23 protein-coding genes are annotated in these 25182 nt (G+C 70.1%); 7 read left to right on the top strand and 16 right to left on the bottom strand.

The genetic code is table 11. From position 1 onward, the window contains the following. Window positions 1-4: 4 nt before the first annotated feature. The 3 genes from ACFYXH_RS07005 (at window position 5) to ACFYXH_RS06995 (ending at window position 5317) form a co-directional block, all read left to right on the top strand. On the top strand, window positions 5-718 hold the full coding sequence (locus ACFYXH_RS07005; RefSeq protein WP_389561096.1) for an HAD family hydrolase: 714 nt from the start codon (window positions 5-7) through the stop codon (window positions 716-718). A gap of 340 nt (window positions 719-1058) precedes the next feature. Next, window positions 1059-3767 carry a pyruvate, phosphate dikinase gene (gene ppdK / locus ACFYXH_RS07000; RefSeq protein WP_389561095.1) on the top strand — a complete coding sequence of 903 codons (2709 nt, stop codon included), beginning with the start codon at window positions 1059-1061 and terminating at the stop codon, window positions 3765-3767. Window positions 3768-4297: 530 nt separating this feature from the next. Further along, window positions 4298-5317, top strand: a complete 1020-nt coding sequence (locus ACFYXH_RS06995; RefSeq protein WP_389561094.1) for an ArsR/SmtB family transcription factor — start codon at window positions 4298-4300, stop codon at window positions 5315-5317. Here ACFYXH_RS06995 and ACFYXH_RS06990 read toward each other — a convergent pair. From ACFYXH_RS06990 to ACFYXH_RS06955, 8 genes are all read right to left on the bottom strand, one after another. After that, the gene (locus ACFYXH_RS06990; RefSeq protein ID WP_389561297.1) at window positions 5287-6447 is read right to left on the bottom strand and encodes an alkaline phosphatase PhoX; all 1161 of its coding nucleotides are present in this window, start codon (window positions 6445-6447) and stop codon (window positions 5287-5289) included. The two genes, ACFYXH_RS06995 and ACFYXH_RS06990, sit on opposite strands and share 31 nt — an antisense overlap. A gap of 333 nt (window positions 6448-6780) precedes the next feature. After that, window positions 6781-6975: a ferredoxin gene (locus ACFYXH_RS06985; protein ID WP_389561296.1), complete on the bottom strand. Its 195-nt coding sequence runs from the start codon at window positions 6973-6975 to the stop codon at window positions 6781-6783. Window positions 6976-7001: 26 nt separating this feature from the next. Beyond that, window positions 7002-8219, bottom strand: a complete 1218-nt coding sequence (locus ACFYXH_RS06980) for a cytochrome P450 (protein ID WP_389561093.1) — start codon at window positions 8217-8219, stop codon at window positions 7002-7004. A gap of 151 nt (window positions 8220-8370) precedes the next feature. Continuing rightward, complete coding sequence (locus ACFYXH_RS06975) at window positions 8371-9297, bottom strand: oxidoreductase (RefSeq protein WP_389561092.1); 927 nt, start codon at window positions 9295-9297, stop codon at window positions 8371-8373. A gap of 182 nt (window positions 9298-9479) precedes the next feature. Next, window positions 9480-9725: an AraC family ligand binding domain-containing protein gene (locus ACFYXH_RS06970; protein WP_389561091.1), complete on the bottom strand. Its 246-nt coding sequence runs from the start codon at window positions 9723-9725 to the stop codon at window positions 9480-9482. Between the two features lie 147 nt (window positions 9726-9872). Further along, complete coding sequence (gene nirD / locus ACFYXH_RS06965; protein ID WP_389561090.1) at window positions 9873-10238, bottom strand: nitrite reductase small subunit NirD; 366 nt, start codon at window positions 10236-10238, stop codon at window positions 9873-9875. Further along, a complete protein-coding gene (nirB, locus tag ACFYXH_RS06960; protein ID WP_389561089.1) occupies window positions 10235-12841 on the bottom strand; it encodes a nitrite reductase large subunit NirB in 2607 nt (868 codons plus the stop codon). Before nirB ends, nirD begins: the two co-directional genes overlap by 4 nt. Before the next feature lies 1 nt (window position 12842). Then, on the bottom strand, window positions 12843-14108 hold the full coding sequence (locus ACFYXH_RS06955; protein WP_389561088.1) for an NAD(P)/FAD-dependent oxidoreductase: 1266 nt from the start codon (window positions 14106-14108) through the stop codon (window positions 12843-12845). A 195-nt stretch (window positions 14109-14303) separates the two neighbouring features. Between ACFYXH_RS06955 and ACFYXH_RS06950 the strand changes: the two genes are divergently transcribed. Continuing rightward, the gene (locus tag ACFYXH_RS06950) at window positions 14304-15089 is read left to right on the top strand and encodes a sulfite exporter TauE/SafE family protein (RefSeq protein ID WP_389561087.1); all 786 of its coding nucleotides are present in this window, start codon (window positions 14304-14306) and stop codon (window positions 15087-15089) included. Between the two features lie 223 nt (window positions 15090-15312). On the opposite strand, the gene ACFYXH_RS06945 is transcribed toward ACFYXH_RS06950, so the two are convergent. The 6 genes from ACFYXH_RS06945 to ACFYXH_RS06920 form a co-directional block, all read right to left on the bottom strand. Further along, window positions 15313-16236 carry a peptidase gene (locus tag ACFYXH_RS06945; protein WP_389561086.1) on the bottom strand — a complete coding sequence of 308 codons (924 nt, stop codon included), beginning with the start codon at window positions 16234-16236 and terminating at the stop codon, window positions 15313-15315. Between the two features lie 64 nt (window positions 16237-16300). Then, window positions 16301-17686 carry a beta-propeller fold lactonase family protein gene (locus ACFYXH_RS06940; protein WP_389561085.1) on the bottom strand — a complete coding sequence of 462 codons (1386 nt, stop codon included), beginning with the start codon at window positions 17684-17686 and terminating at the stop codon, window positions 16301-16303. A gap of 335 nt (window positions 17687-18021) precedes the next feature. Next, window positions 18022-18645 carry a class F sortase gene (locus ACFYXH_RS06935; RefSeq protein WP_389561084.1) on the bottom strand — a complete coding sequence of 208 codons (624 nt, stop codon included), beginning with the start codon at window positions 18643-18645 and terminating at the stop codon, window positions 18022-18024. 116 nt (window positions 18646-18761) lie between these two features. Then, on the bottom strand, window positions 18762-19268 hold the full coding sequence (locus ACFYXH_RS06930) for a hypothetical protein (protein ID WP_389561083.1): 507 nt from the start codon (window positions 19266-19268) through the stop codon (window positions 18762-18764). Window positions 19269-19496: 228 nt separating this feature from the next. Continuing rightward, on the bottom strand, window positions 19497-19793 hold the full coding sequence (locus ACFYXH_RS06925; protein ID WP_389561082.1) for a hypothetical protein: 297 nt from the start codon (window positions 19791-19793) through the stop codon (window positions 19497-19499). 57 nt (window positions 19794-19850) lie between these two features. Further along, window positions 19851-20612 carry an aminotransferase class IV family protein gene (locus ACFYXH_RS06920; protein ID WP_389561081.1) on the bottom strand — a complete coding sequence of 254 codons (762 nt, stop codon included), beginning with the start codon at window positions 20610-20612 and terminating at the stop codon, window positions 19851-19853. Between the two features lie 83 nt (window positions 20613-20695). On the opposite strand from ACFYXH_RS06920, the gene ACFYXH_RS06915 reads away from it, so the two are divergent. From ACFYXH_RS06915 to ACFYXH_RS06905, 3 genes are all read left to right on the top strand, one after another. Further along, window positions 20696-21283 carry an NADPH-dependent FMN reductase gene (locus tag ACFYXH_RS06915; RefSeq protein ID WP_389561080.1) on the top strand — a complete coding sequence of 196 codons (588 nt, stop codon included), beginning with the start codon at window positions 20696-20698 and terminating at the stop codon, window positions 21281-21283. 160 nt (window positions 21284-21443) lie between these two features. Then, window positions 21444-21776 (top strand): divalent-cation tolerance protein CutA, encoded by a 333-nt coding sequence (gene cutA, locus ACFYXH_RS06910; RefSeq protein WP_389561079.1) that lies wholly within the window; start codon window positions 21444-21446, stop codon window positions 21774-21776. Window positions 21777-21907: 131 nt separating this feature from the next. Further along, complete coding sequence (locus ACFYXH_RS06905; protein ID WP_389561295.1) at window positions 21908-22300, top strand: gamma-glutamylcyclotransferase family protein; 393 nt, start codon at window positions 21908-21910, stop codon at window positions 22298-22300. A 25-nt stretch (window positions 22301-22325) separates the two neighbouring features. On the opposite strand, the gene ACFYXH_RS06900 is transcribed toward ACFYXH_RS06905, so the two are convergent. Then, the gene (locus tag ACFYXH_RS06900; protein WP_389561294.1) at window positions 22326-24476 is read right to left on the bottom strand and encodes a molybdopterin oxidoreductase family protein; all 2151 of its coding nucleotides are present in this window, start codon (window positions 24474-24476) and stop codon (window positions 22326-22328) included. A gap of 118 nt (window positions 24477-24594) precedes the next feature. Further along, window positions 24595-25176: a TIGR03086 family metal-binding protein gene (locus ACFYXH_RS06895; RefSeq protein ID WP_389561078.1), complete on the bottom strand. Its 582-nt coding sequence runs from the start codon at window positions 25174-25176 to the stop codon at window positions 24595-24597. Window positions 25177-25182 lie beyond the last annotated feature (6 nt).

The following is a 25182-nucleotide window of genomic DNA, read 5'->3' as shown; positions in this document are numbered from 1 at the left end:
GGCCATGACCGCGCCCGCGGCCGTCCTCTTCGACATGGACGGCACGCTCGTCGACACCGAGGTGCTGTGGTGGGAGGCGACCGAGGAGGTCGCCGCCTCGCTCGGCCACCGGCTGTCCGACGCGGACGCGCCGGAGGTGGTGGGCCGGGCCGTCGAGGACACCGCCGCTCATCTGATACGGACCACAGAGGTGGCCCGCAGTGCCACCTCCACTGCTTCGGCGGTGGCACAGGCGCTGACCGAAGGGTTCTTCCAGCGGGTCGAGGCGGGCGCCCCGCTGCGTCCCGGCGTACGGCGGCTGCTGGCCGAACTGGAGCAGCGGCAGGTTCCGTTCGCCCTGGTGAGTGCCTCGCCGCGGGTCGTCGTCGATTCGGTGGTCGGTGGAGCGCTGGCCGACGTGCGGTTCTCCTTCACGCTGTCGGCCGACGACACGGTACGGACGAAGCCGCATCCGGATCCCTATCGGGCGGCCGCGGACCGGTTCGGGGCCCTGCCCAGGGCATGTGTGGCGGTGGAGGACTCGCCGGACGGCAGCAACTCCGCGGAGGCCGCGGGGTGTGCGGTGCTGGTGGTGCCGTCGTTGCTGCCGGTGCCCGCGTCGGCGGGCCGGGTCTTCGCCGAGAGCCTGGAGGACGTGGATCTCGATGTGCTGAGCCGCTGTGTTGCGGCGTGTTACGCGGGTCCGGATGATGGGACCGGAGGCTCGTCGGCCGCGTGATTCTCGCCACCCTTGATAGGGGTGGCGCTCAGATGAGCGAATTGACGGCGACTGCATCTCTCGGAGGGGTGGCACTAAGTGCCACCCTTTCAGTATTCAATTGATCTATCGAATCATCGCGATGTGTAACCGAAGGCGTGATTCACATCGCTGTACGTGCTGATGTGTTCAGATTTTGAACGCAGGCTCCCGACCGGACTACCCATCAGTTACTTTCGATCTGGTGGCGGACGAGTGGTTACGGCCGTATGACCGCCAAGTGGACGTACCCAGACGCCTTCGATCTGGGTATGTTCCTCGCCGTCAGGGCAGCCACCGAGTCCTCGAGGAGTCGAGACCCGTGTCGGAAAACAAAGATCAGAAGTTCGTCTACGACTTCACCGAGGGCAACAGGGACCTGAAGGACCTGCTCGGCGGCAAAGGTGCGAACCTCGCCGAGATGACCAACCTCGGGCTGCCCGTCCCTCCGGGCTTCACGATCACCACCGAGGCGTGCAAGGTCTACCTCGACAGCGGCACCGAGCCCGCCGCGCTGCGCGACGAGGTGAGCGCCCACCTCGACGCCCTCGAGCAGTCGATGGGCAAGAAGCTCGGCCAGGCCGACAACCCCCTTCTGGTATCCGTACGTTCGGGCGCGAAGTTCTCGATGCCCGGCATGATGGACACCGTCCTCAACATCGGCCTCTCCGACGTGTCGGTGGCCGGGCTCGCGCAGCAGTCGGGCGACGAGCGCTTCGCCTGGGACTCCTACCGCCGCCTGATCCAGATGTTCGGCAAGACGGTGCTGGGCGTCGACGGCGAACTCTTCGAGGAGGCGCTCGAGGAGGCCAAGCACGCCAAGAAGGTCACCGTCGACACCGACCTCGACGCCGCCGATCTGAAGAAGCTGGTCAAGCAGTTCAAGAAGATCGTCTCCCGCGACGCGGGCCGCGACTTCCCGCAGGACCCGCGCGAGCAGATGGATCTCGCGATCCGCTCCGTCTTCGAGTCCTGGAACACCGACCGCGCCAAGCTCTACCGCCGCCAGGAGCGCATCCCCGGCGACCTCGGCACGGCCGTCAACATCTGTTCCATGGTCTTCGGCAACCTCGGCCCCGACTCCGGCACCGGCGTCGCCTTCACCCGCGACCCCGCCAGCGGCCACCAGGGCGTCTACGGCGACTACCTTCAGAACGCGCAGGGCGAGGACGTCGTCGCCGGCATCCGCAACACGGTGCCGCTCGCCGATCTGGAGAACATCGACAAGAAGTCGTACGACCAGTTGATGCAGATCATGGAGACCCTCGAGACGCACTACAAGGACCTGTGCGACATCGAGTTCACCATTGAGCGCGGCCAGCTGTGGATGCTCCAGACCCGCGTCGGCAAGCGGACCGCGGGCGCGGCCTTCCGTATCGCCACCCAGCTCGTCGACCAGGGCCTCATCGACGAGGCCGAGGCGCTCCAGCGCGTCAACGGCGCGCAGCTCGCGCAGCTGATGTTCCCGCGCTTCGACGACCAGGCGAAGACCGAGCTGCTCGGCCGCGGTATCGCCGCATCCCCGGGCGCGGCCGTCGGCAAGGCCGTCTTCGACTCGTACACGGCGGTCAAGTGGTCGCGTTCCGGCGAGAAGGTCATCCTCATCCGCCGTGAGACCAACCCCGACGACCTCGACGGCATGATCGCTGCCGAGGGCATCCTGACCTCGCGCGGCGGCAAGACCTCGCACGCCGCCGTCGTCGCCCGCGGCATGGGCAAGACCTGTGTCTGCGGCGCCGAGGACCTCGAGGTCGACACCAAGCGACGTCGGCTGACGGTCGGTGAGACCGTCATCGAGGAGGGTGACGTCGTCTCCATCGACGGCTCCACCGGCAAGGTGTACCTCGGTGAGGTGCCGGTCGTGCCGTCCCCGGTCGTCGAGTACTTCGAGGGCCGGATGCACGCGGGCGCCGACGACGCCGACGAGCTGGTCGCCGCCGTGCACCGGATCATGGCGTACGCGGACCGAGTACGCCGCCTTCGCGTACGGGCCAACGCCGACAACGCCGAGGACGCGCTGCGCGCACGGCGGTTCGGCGCGCAGGGCATCGGCCTGTGCCGCACCGAGCACATGTTCCTCGGTGAGCGCCGCGAGATGGTCGAGAAGCTGATCCTCGCGGACACCGACGACGAGCGCGAGCAGGCGCTGGGCGCCCTGCTGCCGCTGCAGAAGAAGGACTTCATCGAGCTGTTCGAGGCGATGGACGGGCTGCCCGTCACCGTCCGGCTGCTCGACCCGCCGCTGCACGAGTTCCTGCCCGACATCACCGAGCTGTCGGTACGTGTCGCCCTCGCCGAGGCCCGCAAGGACGCCAACGAGAACGACCTCCGCCTCCTCCAGGCCGTGCACAAGCTCCACGAGCAGAACCCGATGCTGGGCCTGCGCGGTGTACGCCTCGGTCTGGTCATCCCCGGTCTGTTCGCCATGCAGGTACGGGCGATCGCCGAGGCCGCGGCCGAGCGCAAGAACGCCAAGGGCGACCCGCGTCCGGAGATCATGATCCCGCTGGTGGGCACCGTCCAGGAGCTGGAGATCGTCCGTGAGGAGGCCGACCGGGTCATCGCCGAGGTGCAGGCCGCGACCGGCACCGACCTCAAGCTGACCATCGGCACGATGATCGAGCTGCCGCGCGCCGCGCTGACCGCCGGTCAGATCGCCGAGGCCGCCCAGTTCTTCTCGTTCGGTACGAACGACCTCACCCAGACCGTGTGGGGCTTCTCCCGCGACGACGTCGAGGCGAGCTTCTTCACCGCGTACCTGGAGAAGGGCATCTTCGGGGTCTCCCCGTTCGAGACGATCGACAAGGACGGCGTCGGCTCGCTCGTGCGCAGCGCTGTCGAGGCCGGCCGGGCCACCCGCCCCGACCTCAAGCTGGGCGTCTGCGGCGAGCACGGCGGCGACCCGGAGTCGGTGCACTTCTTCCACGAGGTGGGTCTGGACTACGTGTCCTGCTCGCCGTTCCGTATCCCGGTGGCGCGCCTCGAGGCCGGCCGGGCGGCGGCCGAGTCGAAGGGCAGCGACTCCCGCTGAGTCACCGGAGCCGGCGCCGGGGTCTGGGGGCCTGCCCCCAGTCGGTCGACCCTCACCGACCCGGTAGCGGCTCCGGAACACCGAAAGGGAAGGGGCGGGCGCCTTGTGCGGGGCGCCCGCCCCTTCCACGTGTTCATCCCTGTGCCGTTCTGTTTCCCTTTTCGGCCCGGCCCGATTCCCTGTTGAATCATGGACGTTGAACCGCAATCGAATTTCTGCCAAATTCGGGGCGCAAAAAAACGGGCGGAGCGCGGCCCGCGGATCCCCATCCGCGGGCCGCGCCCCATTACCCGTGCCGGACACGGAGCCGCACCTTCCGTCACCCGCCGCCGGACGTTCCAAAGCCCCCCACGGCCTTCGCAACGTCACATCGGAGACGGAAGGTTCATGCCCGACGTCGTACAGCCTTTCGGTTGGCACCCACCCCCCGCGAGGCGTTTCAACTGTGGCTGAAACACCGTGGTAACGTCCTGTGATGGCATGCATACTCAGTGATCGGGGCGATTGCGGATGCAACAGGTGGGGGTTCGGTGCTTCGTATCCATTTCACTGGGGACGACCTAGCCAGAGTGCGGATGGGGGCCAGACCGGATGCTTTGTGGGAAACGATTCTCAGCTTTCACCGATTGCGGGATCGGCGCGGCGCGCTCGTCTTCGGAGAATGGCGCTCGGAGACCCGCGCCCGGTTGAATGGTGAAACACGCCTGCTTGCCGCGCTGGTTCCGCCGCGGGGTTATTTCCCGGACTTCCTGACGCCTCCCGAAGGGCAGGGCGGGCTGGACGCGGGCCTGGAGGCGCTGCGTGCCACCCCGGCCGCGCGCCTGCACACCGAACTCGCCCTGGCCGCCGCCGACCGCGCCACCGTGCCCGTGCTGCCCGGCCGGCTCGTCGCGCTCGCCGAGGGCAGGCCCGAGCCGCTGGCACGGCTCGTGGGGGCGCTGCGGGGCTATCACCGGGCGGCCGTGGAGCCGTACTGGCCGCATATCCAGGCCAGGGTGGAGGCGGACCGTGCCGTGCGCGGCCGCGCGCTGCTCGACGGCGGCGCGGACGAACTGCTCGCGTCACTGCCGCCGGTGCTGCGCTGGCGGCCGCCCGTCCTGGAGGCCGACTATCCCGTCACGCGCGAACTGCACCTGGGCGGGCGGGGGTTGCTGCTCCAGCCGTCGTTCTTCTGCCGCGGCACACCGGTGGTCTACCGCGACGCCGCGCTCCCGCCCGTCCTCGTCTATCCGGCCGCCCACAGCAGCGGGCCGGCCTTCAGCGAGGCCGGCGGCCCCTCGCTGGGCAAGCTCGTCGGCCACACCCGTTCCGCCGTCCTGCAGGCCATCCGCTTCGGCTGTACGACCAGCGAACTGGCCCGCCGGGCAGGGGTGTCCCTCGCCTCCGCGAGCCAGCACGCGGCCGTCCTGCGGGAGGCGGGCCTGGTGGTGACGCTGCGCCACGGCAACGCCGTCCTGCACACCGTCACTCCGCTGGGCGCCGCCCTGTTGCGGGGCGGCGCCACTGCGGAGGCCGCGGGCTACGCCCGGAACGGTCCCGTCACCTCGTAGGTGATGCCGCCCGACGAGGAGCCGCTCGTACCGCGCTGGCTGGAGAAGTACAGCCGGGTACCGTCGGGTGAGAACGCCGGTCCGGTGATCTCGGACGAGGACTGGCCGGTGATCCGCAGGAACACCGCGACGACGTCGTCCGGAGTGATGATGCAGATCTCCATGTTGCCGCCGTCCTCGGCGACGAACAGATCGCCGGAGGACGAGCCGGTGACGTTGTCCACGCCGGTCAGCGGGGCGCCGCCGCCGACCACCAGCGAGTCGTCGTAGGCCAGTTCGTAGGTGCTGTTGGCGAGGTTGAGCTGCCAGACCCGGTTGTCGCCCTTGGTCGTGAACCAGACGGTGTCATTGGCGTAGTGACAGCCCTCGCCGCCGTTGAAGTGCTTGGCGCCGGAGACCTGGCTCCGGGTCGCGGTCGGCGAGCCGTCCGGGTCGGGCACGTTCTGCCAGGTGAAGGAGCCGGAGGTGCCGGAGCCCGCGACGAGCACCTGGAGCGTGCCGGAGGCGAGGTTGCCCCAGGTGGTGGGGATGAACCGGTAGAGGCAGCCGTTGGTCTCGTCCTCGGTCAGGTAGACGACATGGCGCACCGGGTCGGCGGCCGCGGCCTCGTGCTTGAACTTGCCCATGGCGTCCCGGCGTACGGCGGCATTCACGCCGTACGGGTCGGTCTCGTAGACGTACCCGAGGCTGACCTCCTCGCACGACAGCCAGGTGTTCCACGGCGTCTTGCCGCCCGCGCAGTTCTGGCGGGTGTTGGAGAGGATTCTGTACGCGCCGGTGATCGCGCCGGCCGAGGAGAGCTTCACCGCGCTCGCGCCGCCGGACGGGTTGATCTCCGAGTTGGAGACATAGATCCAGCCCGAGCCGTCCGCGAAGCAGGCACCGCCGTCGGGGGCGTTGTGCCACGTGTACGAGGTCGAGCCGACGTTCTGACCGGACCGGGCGATCACCCGGCTGCTGAACCCGCTGGGCAGCTGAATGCCATTGGCGTCCGCCGCGCCGAGGGCCCCGTAGGGCCCCGGGCCGGGCTGGGCCGGGGCGGCGTAGGCGGCACCGCGCATCAGGGTGCCGCCGAAGGCGGCGGCGGACGTGCCGATGACTGCTCCGCGTAGGAAGTTGCGACGTTCCACTGTCACTCCAGGGTGGTGACTGCTCCGGGGCGCCGGTCGACGCCCCGGAGTTGGCGCGGTACGGGAACCTAGGAGTCGTGAATTGACAACACGTCAACGAGTGGTGACGTACAGCGGTCCACCAGCGCGCCGACTCGGGGGTAGGGAAGGTTGCGCCCGGGCGCGCGCCGGGCGCGCGCCGTTCACCACCTGGGCGTCCTGTCGCGACGCCGTCCCCCGGACTTCGTCCCGGGGCCCTGGGACGGGCCTGTTCTTCCAGCCCGTCCGGCGATTGAGGACGAACCGCCTGCCGGGCGGACCCGGCCCCCATCGCGCCCGCCCGACGCGCGGGTCTCAGCCGTGCGAGAGCCGGATCGCCCCCACCGGGCACGCCCGGGCCGCCTCCCGTACGAGCGGGCTGCCCGCGCCGTCCTCGTGGCCCGGCAGCAGCTCGCTGAATCCGTCGTCGTCCTGGGTGAACACCTCCGGCGCGGTCAGCGCGCACTGACCCGCCCCGATGCACCTGTCCTTGTCGATGGCGATGCCGATGTCCGTACGGTCGGTACCCATGGCGGCTACCAGGTCACGGGGAGTTCGACCATCCCCTGGAGCGTGTCACCGGGTTTGAAGGGGATCGTCTCGGCGGGCGCCGCAAGCCGCAGTCCTGGCAGCCGGTCGAAGAGCGTCCGCAGCGCGATCTCCATCTCCGCGCGGGCCAGATTCTGTCCCAGGCACTGGTGGATGCCGAAGCCGAAGGCGACATGGTGGCGGGCCGAGCGGTGCCAGTCGAGCGTGTCCGGCGCCTGGTAGGCGGCGGTGTCGCGGTTGATGAGGGACGTCGAGAAGATGACGCCCTCGTCGGCCCGGATGGTCGTCCCGGCCACCTCGATGTCCTCCGTGGCCACCCGCAGCATCCCGTCGGCGATCGACAGGAACCGCAGCAGCTCCTCGACTGCGGTGGGCATCAGCGACTCCTCCGTCCGCAGCTCGGCCAGCTGTTCCGGGTGCTGGAGCAGGGTGAAGGTGCCCAGCGAGATCATGTTCGCCGTGGTTTCGTGGCCCGCGACGAGCAGGATCGTGGCGAGGCCGACCAACTCGTGCCGGTCCACGGTGCCTGCGTGCAGCTGCTGCTGGATGAGGTCGTCGAGCAGCGCCTCGCCCGGGTCCTTCCGCTTCCGGTCGATCAGCGCGTCGAGGTAGTCGTTCAGCTGGTCGCGCGCGTCCTCCGTGTCGGCGGGGGCCGGCCCGCGCAGCAGCCGCCGCGACTGCGCCTCGAAGAAGTCGTGGTCGGCGTACGGGACGCCGAGCAGGGCGCAGATCACCATCGACGGCACCGGCAGGGCGAAGGCGCTCACCAGCTCGGCGGGCGGTCCCTGCTCGGTCATGGCGTCGAGCAGCCGGTCCACGGTCTGCTGGATCTGCGGGCGCAGGGCGGTGATGCGTTTGAGGGTGAAGCTGGGGATGAGCATCCGCCGCTGGGCGTTGTGCTCGGGGTCGTCGACGCCGAGCAGCGCTGTGCGGCGGTCGCGCAGCCGGGCGAAGCGCTCCGTGGGCATGGGGAACGCGCGGTTCTCACGGTTGGTGGAGAGCCGTTGGTCGGCCAGCAGCTCGCGCGCCGTCGCGTGCCCGGTGACCACCCAGACGGTGCGCCCGTCGAAGAGGGAGACCCGGGAGAGCGGCCGGGCCTCGCGGAGTGGCTGGTAGGGAGTGGGCGGGTGGTAGGGGCAGCTGCGGTCCTGAGGAAACGCTACGGGTTCTGAGTCGACGGGTGCTGAGACGAGTGGTTCTGCCATGGTGACCTCGCGAGCGAAGAGAGTCCGCCTTGCCGAACGCCATTAGATGCCTCGGGCATCTAATGGTCCATGTGAAGTTCGGCCAAACAGCCCAAGGGCGCCGCGGGCGCCATATTCCATGGTGCACACCCGCCGTCCGGCGCGCGAGCGCTCATGGCTTGAGTCCCTCGTACGTCACCCCGGTGAGCTGCTCGGACGCCACCCACAGCCGCTCGCCCGCCACATCGTTCCGGGTCCATTTGGCCCGTCGGGAAGGTGCGGGCGCGCCCCGCCAGCCCTGGAACTTCGGTCCGGTGAAGGAGTCGGGCCGTACGCCCGGCGCGGTGGCCGCGTACAGCGTCGGCAGCGCCCCGGACTCGGCGGGCTGCGCGGCGATCCGGTTGCCGAACTCCATGATCCGTTCCCTGACCTTGCGGCCCTCCATCCTCGCGCTCGCCGCCTGGAGGTTGGTGGCGGCGTAGCCGGGGTGGGCGGCCGCCGCGACGACGTCGGACCCGGCGGCGCGCAGCCGCCTCGCCAGCTCGTGCACAAAGAGCAGGTTCGCCGTCTTGGAACGGGCATAAGCCACCCAACGGCGGTAGCGCCGCTCGCTGTTGAGATCCCCCATGTCGAGGTTGGCCATGGCGTGCAGCCCGCTGGACAGGCTCACCACGCGCGCGCCCGGCGTGTCCAGCAGCTTCGGCAGCAGCAGCCCGGTCAGCGCGAAGTGCCCGAGGTGGTTGACGCCGAACTGCGTCTCGAAGCCGTCGGCGGTCTTCCCGTACGGCAGGGCCATCACGCCGGCGTTGTTGATGAGCAGATCGAGGTTCTCGTACGGGTACGCGGCCGCGAACTCCCGTACGGAGGACAGGTCCGCCAGATCCAGCGACCTGAACTCCACCTCCGCGTCCGGCACTTCGCGTTGGATGCGGGCCCTGGCCTGCTCGCCCCGGACCGCGCTGCGGCACGCGAGAACCACGCGCGCGCCGCGGCGGGCCAGCTCCTGGGCCGTGACGAGTCCGATGCCGCTGTTGGCGCCGGTGACCACGGCGGTGCGTCCGGACTGATCGGGGATGTCGCTCGCGTTCCAGCCCGCCATGGCTGAGCCCCTCGCTAGGAAACGTTGACTGCCCAGCCTACGAACCGTCAGGCCGAGGAGCCACGGCCCGGCCCGTCGGGTTCCCGGACTTCAGCCGATGGGGCGGCGGACGCGCCGGGGCCGACCGCGTAGATGCGGATGCCCTGGTGAGATCGGTGCGGCGTTACGGTATGTGCCCGGGGTCACGCCGAAACGGCGCACGAACCAGCGGTGGAAGTGGCCCCGGACCGCTGGTGTGCGCAGCTACCCCGGCAGCTGAAGCGCTGGGCGCCCGCCCCGGTGATCCCGAAGGAGTACGCGTCATGGCTGTGCGGGTGGCAGACGTGCTGAAAGAAGTGCGCGTGCATGGCCTCCAGCGGGCGGCCCGGGTCGCGCCAGTAGCGTGCCCAGCCGTCGCTGCCGCCTGCCGCGGTCTGCGCCGTGTCCACCTGCCCATGGTCGCCGCGGCGCCGACATTCACGACTGTCGGGCCGCACCGGCCGGGCCGCCCCCCACGGCCCACGCCGGCCGGCCGGCCGCTCACGCGTCGCGAGGAGTCAGGGCAGTGACCAACGACGTGTGAGCGGAGTCCGCGGTCAGTTCAGCCGTACCTCGTAGGCCGTCACCGAGACCGAATCGTCGTCCAGACAGCGCCCGGTCGCCAGGTCGAAGCGCTGCTTGAGCAGCGGCGACGCGACGAAGGGGCCGCCGGAGGACGAGCCGACGAGGCCCCGGGAGAGGACCTGGGCCCCGGCGAAGGGGTCCTGGTTGTCGATGGCGTACGGAGTGCCCTCGCGGTCCAGGAAGACCGCGGCCTGGCGGCCGTCCGGCAGCAGGGCCGCGACCCCGCGGCCCGGTGTGAGCAGGGACAGCGCGCAGAGCGCGAGCCACTCCTGGCCCAGGCGGAGCTGGACCTGTGTTTCCGTCTCTACGGGGGCGGTCTGCTCGGGTGCGATCGTCATCGGGTGGCGGTTCCTTCCAGGACTTCCAGCGGGCGGATGGTCAGCAGCGGCAGATCGGGCTTGACCTGGTCGCGCTCGGGCACGAACTTCACCGTCGGGTCCGGGACTTCGGGCGCGTTCACGAAGGAGACGAAGCGGCGCAGCCGCTCCGGGTCGTTGATGGTCTCGGACCACTCGTCGCGGTAGCCCGCGACATGGTCCGCCATCAGCGATTCGAGTTCCGCGCAGATGCCCAGTGAGTCATGGACGACCACATCCCGTACGTGATCGAGGCCGCCCTCGATCCGCTCCAGCCAGGTCGAGGTGCGCTCCAGCCGGTCGGCGGTACGGATGTAGAACATCAGGAACCGGTCGATGAGCCGGACCAGTTCCGCGTCGGAGAGATCCTGCGCGAGCAGATCGGCGTGGCGCGGGGTCGCGCCGCCATTGCCGCCGACATACAGGTTCCAGCCGTTGGCCGTGGCGATGACGCCGAAGTCCTTGCTCTGCGCCTCCGCGCACTCGCGCTGACAGCCGGAGACCGCCGACTTCAGCTTGTGCGGGGAGCGCAGGCCCCGGTAGCGCAGCTCCAGATCGATGGCCATCCGGACCGAGTCCTGCACGCCGTAACGGCACCAGGTCTGGCCCACACAGGACTTCACGGTGCGCAGCGCCTTGCCGTACGCATGCCCGGACTCGAAGCCCGCGTCCACCAGCCGCGCCCAGATCAACGGCAGTTGATCGACGCGCGCGCCGAACAGGTCGATCCGCTGGCCGCCCGTGATCTTCGTGTAGAGCCCGTAGTCGCGGGCCACCTCGCCGATCACGATCAGCTTCTCGGGAGTGATCTCGCCGCCCGGGATACGCGGCACGATCGAGTACGAACCGTTCTTCTGCATATTGGCGAGGAAGTGGTCGTTGGTGTCCTGCAGCGCGGCCTGCTCGCCCTCCAGCACATAGCCGTCGGCGCCGATCGTCGGCGCCAGCGAGGCGATGATCGAGGCGACCGTCGGCTTGCAGATCTCACAGCCGTTGCCGCCGCGGGCCGCCTCGCGTCCGTGCGCGTCGAGGAGCTTCTGGTACGAGGTGATGCGCAGCGCGCGCACGGTTTCGTACAGCTCCTGGCGGGTCTGGGCGAAGCAGGCGCACAGGCCCTTGTCGACCTCGACGCCCGAGGACTCCAGCTCGGCATTGACCAGCTGGCCCAGCACCTTGACGCAACTGCCGCAGCCCGTACCGGCCTTGGTGCACTTCTTCACCTCGGGCACGGTCGTGCAGGAGTGCTCGGTGACCGCGCCGCGGATCGTGCCCTTGGTGACGTTGTGGCAGGAGCAGATGACCGCGTCGTCGGGCAGCGCGGACGGGCCGAGCGCGGCCGGTGCGCCGATCCCGGCCGGCAGCACGAGCTGTTCGGGCGGGAGCGGCGGGACGGAGCCGGTGAGCGGGCGCAGCATGCCGTAGGAGTCGGCGTCACCGACCAGTACACCGCCGAGCAGCTCGCCCTCGCGGCCGATGACCAGCTTCTTGTAGACGCCGGAGCGGGAGTCGGAGTAGACGACGTCCAGGCAGCCCTCGGCCGTGCCCTGCGCGTCGCCGAAGGACGCCACGTCCACGCCCAGCAGCTTGAGCTTGGTGGAGGTGTCGGCGCCCGTGAAGCCGCCCGCCTTTCCGGCCTCTCCGGCGATGGCGTCAGCGGCCACCTCCGCCATCTCGTATCCGGGCGCGACCAGCCCGTACACCCGGCCGTCGGCGGCCAGCGCACACTCGCCGATCGCGTACACCGCGGGGTCGCTGGTACGGCACTGCTCGTCGACCGTGATGCCGCCGCGTTCGCCGACGGTGAGGCCGCTCTCGCGCGCGAGCTGGTCCCTGGGCCGCACGCCGGCCGAGAAGATGACCAGGTCGGTGTCGATGGACGAGCCGTCCGACAACGCCATCGCGGTCACCGCGCCGTTCTCGCCCGCCGTGATCTCCTTCCCGCCGACGCCCGTGTGCACGATCAGGCCCATGTTCTCGACGGTGCGGCGCAGCGCGGCGCCGCCGCCCTCGTCCACCTGTATGGCCATCAGCCGCGGATTGAACTCGACGATGTGCGTGTCGAGCCCCAGCCCCTTGAGCGCCCCGGCCGCCTCGAGGCCCAGCAGCCCGCCGCCGACCACGGTGCCGGTCGTGCAGTTCTTGGCGTACTCCTCGATCGCGAGGAGGTCCTCGATGGTGCGGTAGACGAAGCAGCCCTCGGCGTCCTTGCCCGGCACCGGCGGTACGAAGGGGTACGAGCCGGTGGCCAGGACGAGAGTGTCGTACGCGAAGGTCCGCCCGGCGCGCGAGGTGACCGTGCGCGCCTCCCTGTCGATGGTCTCGGCCGGGTCGTCGAGATGCAGCTCGATGCCGTGGCGCTCCATGAAGTCGCCCTCCACAAGGGAGAGTTGCTCGGGCGTCTGGCCGGAGAAGTACGAGCTGAGCCGGACCCGGTCGTAGGCGGCGCGGGGCTCCTCGCACAGCACGACGATCCGCGCCCGCCCGGTCAGGCCGCGCTCGGCGAGAGCCTCGAGGAATCGCTGGCCGACCATGCCATGGCCGACGACCACGATCGTGGGAGTCGTGGGGGTGGACATCGCAGGCATGTCAGAGGCCTCCATCATTGGTGAGCAGGTGGAGCAGGGGCACACTCTCCGGGAGGGCCTCGTCGCCCTCCCAGGCCCGGGCGAGCGCGCCGACCGCGGCGAGATCCCCGAGCAGCACCCCGCCGACGAGCCGGTCTCCGCGGACGACGACCTTGCGGTACGCGCCCCGGGTGGCGTCGGCGAGCTGGACGACGTCGTCCCCGGGCCGGGGAGTCGGATCGCCGAAGGCGGCGAGATCGAGCGGGCCGGCCGTGGCGGGTCCCGGCCCGGTGAGCGTGAGGCGGGTGAGGGCGCGGGTGCCGGTGTACCGGGGCGACGCCGAGATGAGTTCCGGCGCCGAGGTAAGTTCCGGCGCCGAGGTAAGTTCCGGCGCCGAGGTGAGTTCCTGCCCCGAGGTCAGTACGGAGGCCAGGACATCGGCCTGTTCCAGGGCCGGACCCGCCAGGCCGTACACCTGGCCGTCATGCTCGGCGCAGTCGCCGATGGCGTATATGTACGGGTCGGAAGTGCGCAGCTCGTCGTCGACGACGATGCCGCGACGCACCTCAAGACCGGCGGCGTGTGCCAGGCCGATCCGGGGGCGCACCCCGCACGCGAGCACGACGAGCTCGGAGTCGAGGACATACCCGTCGGCGAGCTCGACCGCCGTACCGCGCAGGCCCCTCACCCGGCACTCCGTGTGGACCTCCACACCCAGTGACTCGAGGTGGCCGCGCAGCAGCTGAGATGCGGACACGTCCAGATGGCGCTCCATCAGATGCTCGCCCTGCTGGGCCAGCACCACCCGGGCACCGCGTGCGGCCAGCGCGCGGGCGGCCGAGACGCCGAGCAGTCCGCCGCCGACGACGACCGCGTGGATCCCGGGGCGTACGGCGGCGGACAGCGCCGCGCAGTCGTCCAGGGTGCGGAAGGGGTGCACACCGTCGGGAAGCTCTCCGGCCAGTCCGCGCAGCGGCGGCAGCACCGGGTTGGACCCGGTGGCCAGCACCAGCCGCTCGTACGCCACCGAGGTGCCGTCCGCGCAGTGGACAAGCCGCAGGTCCCGGTCGATCGCGGTCGCCCGCACACCGCGCCGTACCGGCGCCTCGGGCAGGGCTATCACCTCGGGGCCGTAGCGCCCGGCGAGTACCTCCGCGAGCAGCAGCCGGTTGTACGGTGCGTGCGGCTCCTCGCCGAGGACCGTGACGTCGACGCCGTGCACGCCGAGCTGTCGCGCAAGCCGCACGCCCGCCGTTCCGCCGCCGATGACCACGATCTTCGATTCCATGCCTGCAGCCTGCGGCGTCGGTGTTACCCGGCAGGTCTTCTGCTGTTTCCCTCGGGGAACGCTGCGCTCAGCGCGGCGCGAGCCGGGATGTGAGGGCGCCCCCCGACCACTCACCCGGCGCCGGAACCTCAGGCGTCGCTCAAGTCTCCCGGGATTGATGGACGGCGCACTCATCTCGTCCATAGGGTCGTGACCATGCCCGACATATCGCTGACCACACTCGTCCTCCTCTGCCTCGCCGCCGCGGCGGCCGGCTGGATCGACGCGGTGGTGGGCGGCGGCGGGCTGCTGCTCCTGCCCGCCCTGCTGCTCGGCCTGCCCCACGTCCAGGCCGCTCAGATCCTCGGCACCAACAAGGCCGTGGCCATCGTCGGCACCTCGGGCGCCGCCGTCACCTATGTGCGCAAGGCCCCGGTGCAGGTGAAGACGGCGCTACGGATCGGACTCGCCGCGCTCGCGGGCTCAATGGGCGGCGCGTTCTTCGCGGCCGGCATCAGCAGCGACGTACTCCGGCCCGTGATCATGGTGGTGCTGCTCGGCGTCGCGGCCTTTGTGATGCTGCGCCCCAACTTCGGAACCGCCGCGGACACCGGCAAGGGCCCCGTCACCCGCGCCCGCGCTGTCACCGCGATCGTCCTCGTCGGCGGCGGGATCGGTTTCTACGACGGGCTGTTCGGGCCCGGCACCGGCACCTTCCTGGTCCTCGCGCTCACCGCCGTACTCCATCTCGACCTGGTGACCGCCTCGGCCACCGCCAAGATCGTCAACGTCTGCACCAACGGCGGGGCGCTCGCGATGTTCGCCTACCAGGGCACGGTGATGTGGCAACTGGCCGCGCTGATGGCGGTGTTCAACCTGGCGGGCGGCATGTTCGGCGCCCGGATGGCGCTCAGGAAGGGCAGCGAGTTCGTCCGTGGAGTGCTGCTCGTGGTCGTCTTCTCGCTGGTCGCGAAGCTCGCCTTCGACCAGTGGACGGCCTGACGGCCTGCGCGACCGAGTGCGCCACAGTTGCGGTGCAGCTGCCTGCCACGGAGGCAGGCACCGAGACGATCAGAGTCGGATTCCAGGTCACCGGAAAACGCCAATAGGATCGTGAGCAGTAACGTATAAGAGAAGGCGCGCGGGAAAGGCGCATCGCGACACGAATAATTCGTCTAATTCGTCTAATTCGTCCATTCGCTTCTGTATGGGCGGAGAGACGCGTCTAGCAGGTTCGCCGACGGCGTCGCAAGCCCGCCAGGACGAGTCCGATGACGACCAGGACAGCGGCTCCGATTCCGGCGTAGAGGAGTGCGCGAGATGTGGCCTCCTTGGAAAGCGTCACAGTTGCTGTGGCCTTTCGTTCCACTGTGCCGCTCCGCAGCCTCACCTTGGCTTTCCAAGGACCGTCGGGCAATCGTGGCTCAAGGGGAACCGTGACGGTACCCGTTCCGTGCGGGGGAAGTGTGGTGCCGGAGGGTACCCGGAACGGGCCTGCGCTGATTCCGCCGGGGCCGTCGCGCAGGTCGAGTGTCCCGCTCAGGTCCACTGCTCGTCTGCCGAGGTTTCGCACGGCGGCGGTGACGCTGGGGCGGCCCTTTTTGTCACGCGCCCCCCTCATCTTCTCGATCTTGAAGTCGGAGACGGGCTCTCCGCCGGGCCCGACGTCCAAGTAGATCCGCACCCCCACGCGGTGGATGCTGCCGACGTTGTGGGTGGCATCCGCTGCCGCGCTGCTTTCCGCCCACACGACGGCGTAGCGCTCTCCGGCTTGCGCGGTCCTTGGCACATTGATCGTGATCTCGGCCTTGGCTACTGAGTGCGGGCGCAGGTTCACCATGCCGGGTTTGGCTCTTGTCCACTGAGTCAGTTCGTTGGCCGTGCGCTTCGGGGCGAAAGTGAATCCGTTGTTCGCGATCGAGGCGGCGGCCGCATACAGGTCGATGTGACGTGGGACTGACGACTTGTTGGAGATCTCGATCCGCCGTTGGATGGTGACGCCCGGATGGAGGTGGTCAACGATGTAAGTACGTGCGCGCGGGTCGGCGCGCCGGGCCACGGGGACTTCGAGGAGCCGGATTCCGAAGAATTCCGGCTCGGCCTCCGCGGCCGCCGCTGATGGGACGCCGACCGGCGCGAGCCCACTCATGCCGACCGCCGCTGCGGCGAGGGCCGCAGCGGCGATCAGGGTGAAGACCCGGCGAAATGGCTTGTCAAGCCACAGAATGGGTCACCGTCCCGGTGTAGGTGCCGGCGACTGCGTCATCGGGCACGGCGACGTCCAGGGTCGGGTTCCATGTGACGGTGTTGTTACCGGAACCGCCCACTTTGCTGTAGGCGGTCACGGGGGCGGCAAGGGTTCCAGTAGCGCCCGCGGTGAACGGCCCGTTGACCTGGGCAACGGTAGCTCCGGGTGTGTAGGTGACGGCGTCGCCGGAGATGGGGCTGCCACCAGGGGTGGTGAAGTCAGTGGTCAAGGAGACGGTGGCCACCCAGCTGGCATCGGCCAGCGAACGCTGGTCGTCCACCGTGACGTTGCCGAGCGGGCCGCTGGCGGTCCCGCCCGGAGCGGCCGCGCTCAATGCGGCTGTATCAGGAACGGTGATGGTCAGGCCATCTGTCGGGGTGACCTCGAACGTGACCACCGTGTCCCCCTGACTCGGGGAGGCGGCAGCTCCTGATGCACCGCCGCCGACGGTGAGGAGGGTGGCGCTGGCCGTGTCGGTAGTAGTGTCGATCACCGATACGTTGCCGCTGGTGGTGTTGGTGACGTAGGCCTTGGCGCCGTTTGCGGCGAAGGCTACCCCGGTGGGGCCGTCACCGATGTTGGTGGTGATGGTGGAGCTGACGGCGTCGGTGGTGGTGTTGATCACGGACACGCTGTCGGAGCCGTTGTTGGTGACGTAGGCCTTGGATCCATTGGACCTGACTGCCACCCCCACGGGCCCCGTACCGACAGTGATAGGGGTACCGACGGTGTTGCCGGCGGTGGTGATCACCGAGACGGTGCCGGCGGTTTCGTTGGCGACGTAGGCCTTGGCGCCGTTGGGGGTGATGGCCACCCCTTCGGGACCGTCACCTACGGCGACGGTGTCGGTGACGGTGTCAGTGGCGGTGTCGATCACGGACACATTGTCCGAGCCGTTGTTGGTGACGTAGGCGAAGTCGCCGTTGGGGGTGACGGCCACCTCGTGCGGGGTTGTGCCGACAGTGATGGCGGTACCGGTAACGGCGTCAGTGGCGGTGTTGATCACCGAGACGGTGCCGGCGGTGGCGTTGACAACGTAGGCCTTGGCGCCGTCGGGGGTGACGGCCACCCCTTGCGGACCGGCGCCGACAGTAATGGTGGAACTGACGCTGTTGTCGGAGGTGTCGATCACCGAGACGGTGCCGGCAAGGGAGTTGGTCACATACGCCTTGGTGCCGTTCGGGACGATGGCCACCCTCAGGGGACCGTCGCCGACGGTGATGGGCGTGCCGCTCACGGTGTCAGTGGTGGTGTTGATCACCGAGACCGTGTCGTCGGCGGTGTTGGCCACATAGAGGAAGTCCGAGGGAGCCGCGGCTGCAGGAGGCGCGGTGACCATGGGCAAGATCACCGAAGCCGCCGCCACCAACCCCAAGGCGGCCGCCCGCTTGCGGGCCCACCGCAAGCTCCGTCGTTGCCGTCTTTCAGGCCGCCCTGCGAGGCAATCAGCCATCCCTGGCTGATGAGCCCGTTGTCCGAACACGAGGACCTCCACGTCCACGATGATGGCGCCCGCATACGCCGGGCGCCGAGATCATCCGCGATGACTCGAAGATCACTATATGAATGCCAATGTCGTGATACTGGCATTAGTGCGCTTAGTTTGTTTCGTGTCCTTTTTCATTCAATATTCCAAATGGGTGCACTTGGTGCTGTTTATCGGATCTCCTGATGCCGGTAGATCCACTAGGCCTGCAGCACCCCGATGAGATGCGCGTACGCCACCACATTGCCCTGGTAGCCGGTCTCCCTCGTGAAGCCGCCGCCACAGGTGATCACTCGCAGTTCGGCCCGGTCCTTCGCTCCGTAGACCTTCTCGTCCGGGAAGGCGTCGGCCTCGTACACCTCGATCGCGTCGATGGTGAACACGGCGGTACGGCCGTCCTTGCGGGTCACCTCGATCCGGTCGCCCTTCTTCAGCGCACCCAGGTTGTAGAAGACGGAGGGCCCGTCCTCGTTGTCGACATGCCCGGCGACGATCGCCGTGCCCTTGGCGCCCGGCGAAGTGCCGTCCCTGTACCAGCCGGCGAGGTTGCGGTCGGCGGCGGGCGGCACGTTCAGGCTGCCGTCCTTGTCGAGGTCCAGCGGCATCACGGGGGCGTCGACACTGATCTCGGGGATGCGCAGCCGTACGGGTCCGGACGGCGGCAGCGGGTCGGCGGCCGCGTCGGTGTGGTGTCCCGGGCCGGCCGCGAAGGTCTCGGCGGCCGACGGCATCGGCGGGGTCACGTCCGCGGAGCCGTTCTGGACCAGCCGCAGGCCGATGCAGACGGCGACGGCTATGCCCCAGCCCCGTCCTTTGGCGTTCATCGCTCCTCGGCGGTCATCTGGTCCTACGGACGAACTCCCCGCTCCCGGCAGGCGCGGCGAACCGGCCTGACGGGAACGGGGACACGGCGGGACGCGGGACGGTGCAGACCGTCCCGTCAGCTGTCCTGCGCGCCGCTCGCCCGGCGGCGCAGGAGCAGGATCCCGCCGGCGGCGGCCGTGGCCAGTACGGCCACACCCGCCGCGATCTGGGTGGTGTCGGGGCCGACGCTGCCGCCGACGCCCGTTCTCACATGGCCGCTCGGCCTGTCGTGGCGATGTACCACCGGCTCGGCCGCGGCCCTCCTGTCGTTCTGGCAGGTCACGCCGATGGCGTAGGTCCCCGGCTCGGTGCCGTGGGGGACCGTGAGCCGGCCGGACGCGACCGCGTTGTACGTACCGGGAGACAGGCGGAAGTCGCCCGCGCCGATCGACCGCGCGTCTGCGACGCCCTGGCCGTTGTGCTCGCAGGCGATGGTGTTCGCGTTGAGGGTCGCCCCCGGGTCGACGGGCGACGGGAATATCTCGAGCGGCCCGAAAACCCCGGCGAACGCAGTGTGGGCGCCGAGCCCGATCGTCGCGGCTGCCAGCGCGGCGCTGGTCAGCAGACGGGCAGTGGTGCGCATGGCGGTCCTCCGGGGAAGTGCGGTGGTGCTCTGTTGCGTGCTCTCTCCGAGGTAAGGCGCAGCCCGCCCGCAACGCCTGCTGATGGGCAATCAGATTCGATGGCCTCGCTCGGCGTGTCGCGCTGGACGTGATGCGTCGTCGCAGGTCATCGCCGGTGATGGGGAATCAGATGGTGTGCGGGGAGTCGTCGTGCTGAACGGGTGAAGGATGCTCCGGGTCCCGAGGTGTCAGCCCGCCTGGAGGGGCGCGAGGGGCCGCGTGAGGAGAGCGCCGGGCGCCGCGAGGGAGCCTGGCGCGCCGGAGCTCGGTGACGAGGGCTTCGGCCTCCCGCGCGAGGAGAGGGCCGGCCGCAGGTCGGAGTCGTCCCGGCCGTACTCCCAGGACGCGTCGATCCGGCCGGACGCCGCGTCGGGGATCTGCCGGGAGACCGGTGCCGGTGTCGGGCGGCGGTTGGCCGGGCACCCGGCTGTCCACGGCGCACCGGCCACCACCTGCGCACCGGCGACCACCTGCGCACCGGCCACCACCGGCGCCGTCGGCCTCCACCTCGCGGTCCGGCGGCGGGGAGCCCGGCCAGGGGCTCAGATCAGGTCCCACTCCACCGCGTCGTACGCCGTCGTCACCGTCTTCATCAGCTCCGCATCCACCGCGTACTCCACCTCGTCGATCCGGCGCACCGGCGCGATGCCCTGCGAGTTGGTGATGAATGCCGCCTCGTACGAGGGGAGGTCGGCGAGCGTCACCCGGCGGCGCACCGACGGCAGACGCGGCTCCAGCAGCGCCATCGTCATGCCGAGCAGCGATGGGGCATCCGGCCAGACCACCGAACTCCCGTCCCAGAACGCGATGTTGGTGATCGCGCCCTCCGTCACAAGACCGTCGGGAGCGGTCAGCAGCGCCTCGTCGACGCCCGCCCGGCCCGCGAGCGTCAGGCAGTGGTTCTGTCCGAAGCCGCCCAGATGCTTGATGTGCGGTATATCGCGGACGTACGGAACGGACATCAGGCTCTTCGGGTGCTCCGCCATCTTCTGCGGCGGCCGTACGGTCACCATCAGCGTCGCCCGCTCGTCGCCGTCCGGCCAGTAGACATGGACCCGCACGGAGGCATCGCGCGCGTCGGCCGCACCCAGCGCGTGCCTGATGTCCTCCCGTACCCGCTCGCCGTCCAGGCCCCGGCCGAACAGCTCCCGGGTCGACGCGTCCAGCCGGCCGAGGTGGAGTGCGAGGCCGCGCACCCGGGCGTCCCTGACCTGCATGGCGGTGAAGTGCCCGTAGCTGTTGAGCGCGGGGAGGTGCAGCGCCTCCGCGGTGGCGGGCGCGCCGTTGATCTCTATGTACGTCATGCGATCACCGTAATGCGGGCGATGCGCCATACGTTCAGGAGCGGCTTGACCTCAACCTCGGTTCAGGTACGAACCTCTTCCTCATGGACCTCACCACGCCTTTGAAGCTTGCCGTCATCCTCGGCAGCAACCGCGACGGCCGCTTCGGCCCGGTCATCGCCGACTGGTTCCTCTCCCGCACCGCCGAGCGCGCGGACTTCGCCGTCGAACTGATCGACCTGGCCGAAGTGGACCTGCCCACCGCTCTCTCCTACCGCCCGGCACCCGAAGTGCAGGCCGAACTTGCCAAGACCGCACCGAAGTTGGCCGACGCCGACGCCTTCGTCGTCCTCACGCCCGAGTACAACCACTCCTTCCCCGCCTCCATCAAGAGCCTCATCGACTGGCATTTCGGCGAATGGCAGGCCAAGCCCGTCGGCTTCATCTCGTACGGCGGAATCTCCGGTGGGCTGCGCGCCGTCGAGCAGCTGCGCCAGGTCTTCGCCGAAATGCACGCCGTCACCGTCCGCGACACCGTCTCCTTCCACAACGCCGGCAGCCAGTTCGACGACGAAGGTCAGCACAAGGACCCCGTCGCCTGCGACGCCGCCGCGAAGACGATGCTGGACCAGCTCGCCTGGTGGGGGCACGCCCTGCGCAACGCCAAGTCGGTCTGTCCGTACGCCGGCTGACGCCATCGCCATCGCCATCGCCATCGCCATCGCCACCGCCGCGGCCGTGGGCAGGGGCGGGACGACGGGGCGGGAAGGGTGCGTCGTGCGTACGGTGGCCTGATCGACCGGCAATGGACTTAAGGTCCCGCCCGCCCCTGCGACCCGAAGGAACGTGTCCATGGCCCAGGCACTGACCGCACTCACCGTGCTGACCACGACCGACAGTGCGGAGAAGGCGGAGGCGCTCGCGCGGGGTGCGGTGGAGTCGCGGCTGGCCGCCTGCGCGCAGATCTCCGCGCCCGTCACCTCCGTCTACCACTGGAAGAACGCGATCGAGACGGCGGAGGAGTGGCAGGTCCTGTTCAAGACGACCGAGGCCTGCTACGCCGCGCTGGAGGCGCATCTGACGGCCGCGCACGACTACGAAACGCCGGAGATCATCGCGACGCCGGTGGTGCGCGGCAGTGCGGGGTATCTGGCATGGATCGACGCGGAGACCGTGGCGCCGTGACCGAGCCCGTGACCGAGCCCGAGCCCGAGCCCGAGCCCGAGATCGAGAACGAGTCCGGTTCCGGGCCCGGGTCCGAGACCGAGTCCGGTTCCGGGCGTGGGGCCGAGCTCCCGTTCTTCGTCTACGGCACGCTGCGCCCCGGCGAGTGCAACCACGATCTCTTCCTGCACGGCCGCACGGCGGCGGAGGAGCCGGCGCTGCTGGCTGACGCGGTGCTCTACGAGGGCCCGGGCTATCCGTACGCCCTGCTCGCCGCCGGTGGCGGCACGGTCGCGGGTGAGGTGGTGACGGCGGCGCCGGGGGAGTACGGGGAGCTCCTCGCCGTACTTGACCGGCTGGAGGAGTACGTCGCGCCGGGCCACCCGCGCAATCTGTACGAGCGGGTGGCCCGCGATGTCGTCCGGCCGGACGGCACTGCGGTCCGGGCCTGGGTGTACCTTGCGGCGCCGGGCCTGGCCCGGGAGCTCCGCGCGAACGGCACCCGCATCCGCGGCGGCGACTGGTGCGGCCGAAGCAGCAGCTGACCCGCGCCTGCTGCTGCTGTCACCACTACTGCTGTTCCTCCTGCTCTGCGCGTTCCACCCGTACCGCGCACACCTTGAACTCCGGCATGCGCGAGGTCGGGTCGAGCGCCGGATTCGTCACCGAGTTGACCCGGCCCTCGCCCGGCCAGTGGAACGGCATGAAGACGGTGTCCGGCCGGATCCCGGTCGTGATCCGCGCGGGCCCGACGGCCCGCCCGCGCCGCGAAACGACGGCGAGCGGAGCCCCCTCGACGGCTCCCACGCGCTCGGCGAGCTGCGGATGCAGCTCGACAAAGGCCCCGGGCGCGGCGGCATTGAGCTCATCGACCCGCCGGGTCTGCGCCCCGGACTGATACTGGGCGACGACCCGCCCGGTCGTCAGCAGCACGGGATACTCGGCATCCGCTTCCTCCGCGGCGGCCCGATGCCCGACGGCGATGAACCGGGCACGCCCGTCCGGAGTGGCGAACCGCTCGAGGAAGAGCCGTGGCGTACCGGGATGGGCGGGTCGGGGTCCGGGCGCGTGCTCGGCCACGGCGGGTCCATGGGCGCCCCCGGCCGCAGCCGGCTCCTCCGGGCACGGCCAGAACACCCCGTCCTCCTCCGCGATCCTTTTGTAGGTGATGCCCGAGTAGTCCGCGGGGCCGCCCGCCGACGCCCGGCGGAGTTCCTCGAAGACCTCCTCCGGGTCCGACGGGAAGCCCTTCTCGTGGCCCAGCAGGCCCGCCAGGCCGCCCAGGACTTCCAGGTCGCTCCGTACTCCCGGCGGCGCCGACACCGCCTTCCGGCGCAGCAGGACCCGGCCCTCCAGATTCGTCGTCGTGCCCGTCTCCTCCGCCCACTGGGTGACCGGCAGCACCACATCCGCCAGCGCCGCCGTCTCCGACAGCACCACGTCCGCGACCGCGAGGAAGTCCAGCGAGCGCAGCCGCTCCTCCACATGCCCGGCGCGCGGCGCGGACACCACCGGGTTCGAGCCCATCAGCAACAGCGACTTCACGTCCCCGCCCAGCGCGTCCAGCAGTTCGTACGCGCTGCGCCCGGGACCCGGCAGCGTCTCCGGCTCCACACCCCACACCCCGGCGACATGCGCCCGCGCCGCCGGGTCGTCCAGTTTGCGGTAGCCCGGCAACTGGTCCGCCTTCTGGCCGTGTTCGCGGCCGCCCTGGCCGTTGCCCTGACCGGTCAGACAGCCGTAGCCGGACAGCGGCCGCCCCGCCCGGCCCGTCGCCAGGCAGAGGTTGATCCAGGCGCTCACCGTGTCCGTGCCTTTGGAGTGCTGCTCGGGCCCGCGCGCCGTGAGCACCATCGCGGACTCCGCGTCGCAGAACATCCGTACCGTCTCGCGCAGTTCGGGTACGCCGACACCCGTGATGCGCTCGACGAGCTCGGGCCAGTGCGCCATCGCGGCCGCCCTGGCCTCTCCCCAGCCGCTCGTACGGTCCCTGACGAACTCCTCGTCCGTTCGTCCCTCCGCCACCACCACATGCAGCAGCCCGAGCGCGAGCGCCAGGTCCGTTCCGGGCCGCGGCGCCAGATGCAGATCGGCCTGCTCCGCGGTCCGCGTGCGGCGCGGATCGACGACGATGAGCTTGCCGCCGTTCGCCCGGAGCTCGGTCAGATAGCGCAGCGCGGGCGGCATGGTCTCGGCGAGATTCGAGCCGACGAGGATCACGCATCCGCTGCGCGGAATGTCCTCCAGCGGGAACGGAAGCCCGCGGTCGAGACCGAACGCCCGCTGGTGCGCGGCCGCCGCCGACGACATGCAGAAGCGGCCGTTGTAGTCGATCTGCGAGGTGCCGAGCACGACCCGGGCGAACTTTCCGAGCGTGTACGCCTTCTCGTTGGTGAGGCCGCCGCCACCGAAGACGCCGACCGCGTCGGGACCGTACACCGCCCTCGTACGCCGCAGTCCCGCAGCGACCGTGCCCAGGGCCTCCTCCCAGGTGGCCGGCTCGAGCCTGCCTGTGGCGGGGCGTCGGACCAGGGGCTCGGTCAGGCGCACCCGGGAGGAGAGCAGCGCGGGCGCGGTGCGGCCCTTGCCGCACAGCGCGCCACGGTTGACGGGGAAGTCCGGCCGCTCCACCACCTCGACCGCCTCGGCTCTGCCGCGCAGGCTCATGCCGCACTGCAGGGCGCAGTAGGGACAGTGGGTCGGGGTGGTGTCGTCGAGCATGTCGGGCATAGCGCCAGCGTGCGACGCCCGTGTTACGCGGGCGGACGCCCCGGATTACGGTCCGGGTACGCCCGGCTCCGACCGCGCCCGACCGCCTCGTGAGGCGCCTCGGCCTCTTTCAGGCGCGCCGGCCCAGCAGGGCCAGCAGCCTGGTCTGGTGGCCGTCGCCCGGCGGCGGCTCGATGGGCGGGGCGAACAGGCCGGACTTCGACAGGCCCGACGCGTACGGCGTGACTTCGTCGAGCGCGAAGCTCACCAGCGCGGCCGGCAGCTGCTCCTGCGCCCCGATCCCACGGGACAGGTCCCAGGTGTGCACCACGGCATCCGTGATCATCTGTGCGCAGTACGCGACGGCCGGTGTCTCCCCGTACGACAGCTGTACGGTCTGCTCCAGCGCCCCCGGGGCCGCGAAGGCCTTGCGTGCGGCGCGTGCGGCGGCGTCCCAGGTGGCCTTCGGTTTCTTGCCGAGCACATCCCCCTCGTACGCGTCGCCGACCTCCTCGACGCTCGATCCGTCGGTCACCAGGGCGGGCACCCAGAGCTGTTCCGCAGCGAGGTGGTTGACGAGATCGCGTACGGACCAGTCGGTACAGGGCGTCGGAGCGTCCCACTGGTCGGCCCCTACGGCATGTACGCGCTCGGTGAAGAGCGCGAGCGCTTCGGTGTGCCGGGTGAGGAGGATTGCCACGTGGTTTTCCATACGGCT

The sequence above is a fragment of the Streptomyces sp. NPDC002730 genome, assembly GCF_042888805.1.
Lineage (GTDB): Bacteria > Actinomycetota > Actinomycetes > Streptomycetales > Streptomycetaceae > Streptomyces.
This window is presented reverse-complemented; position numbering and strand designations above follow the sequence as displayed.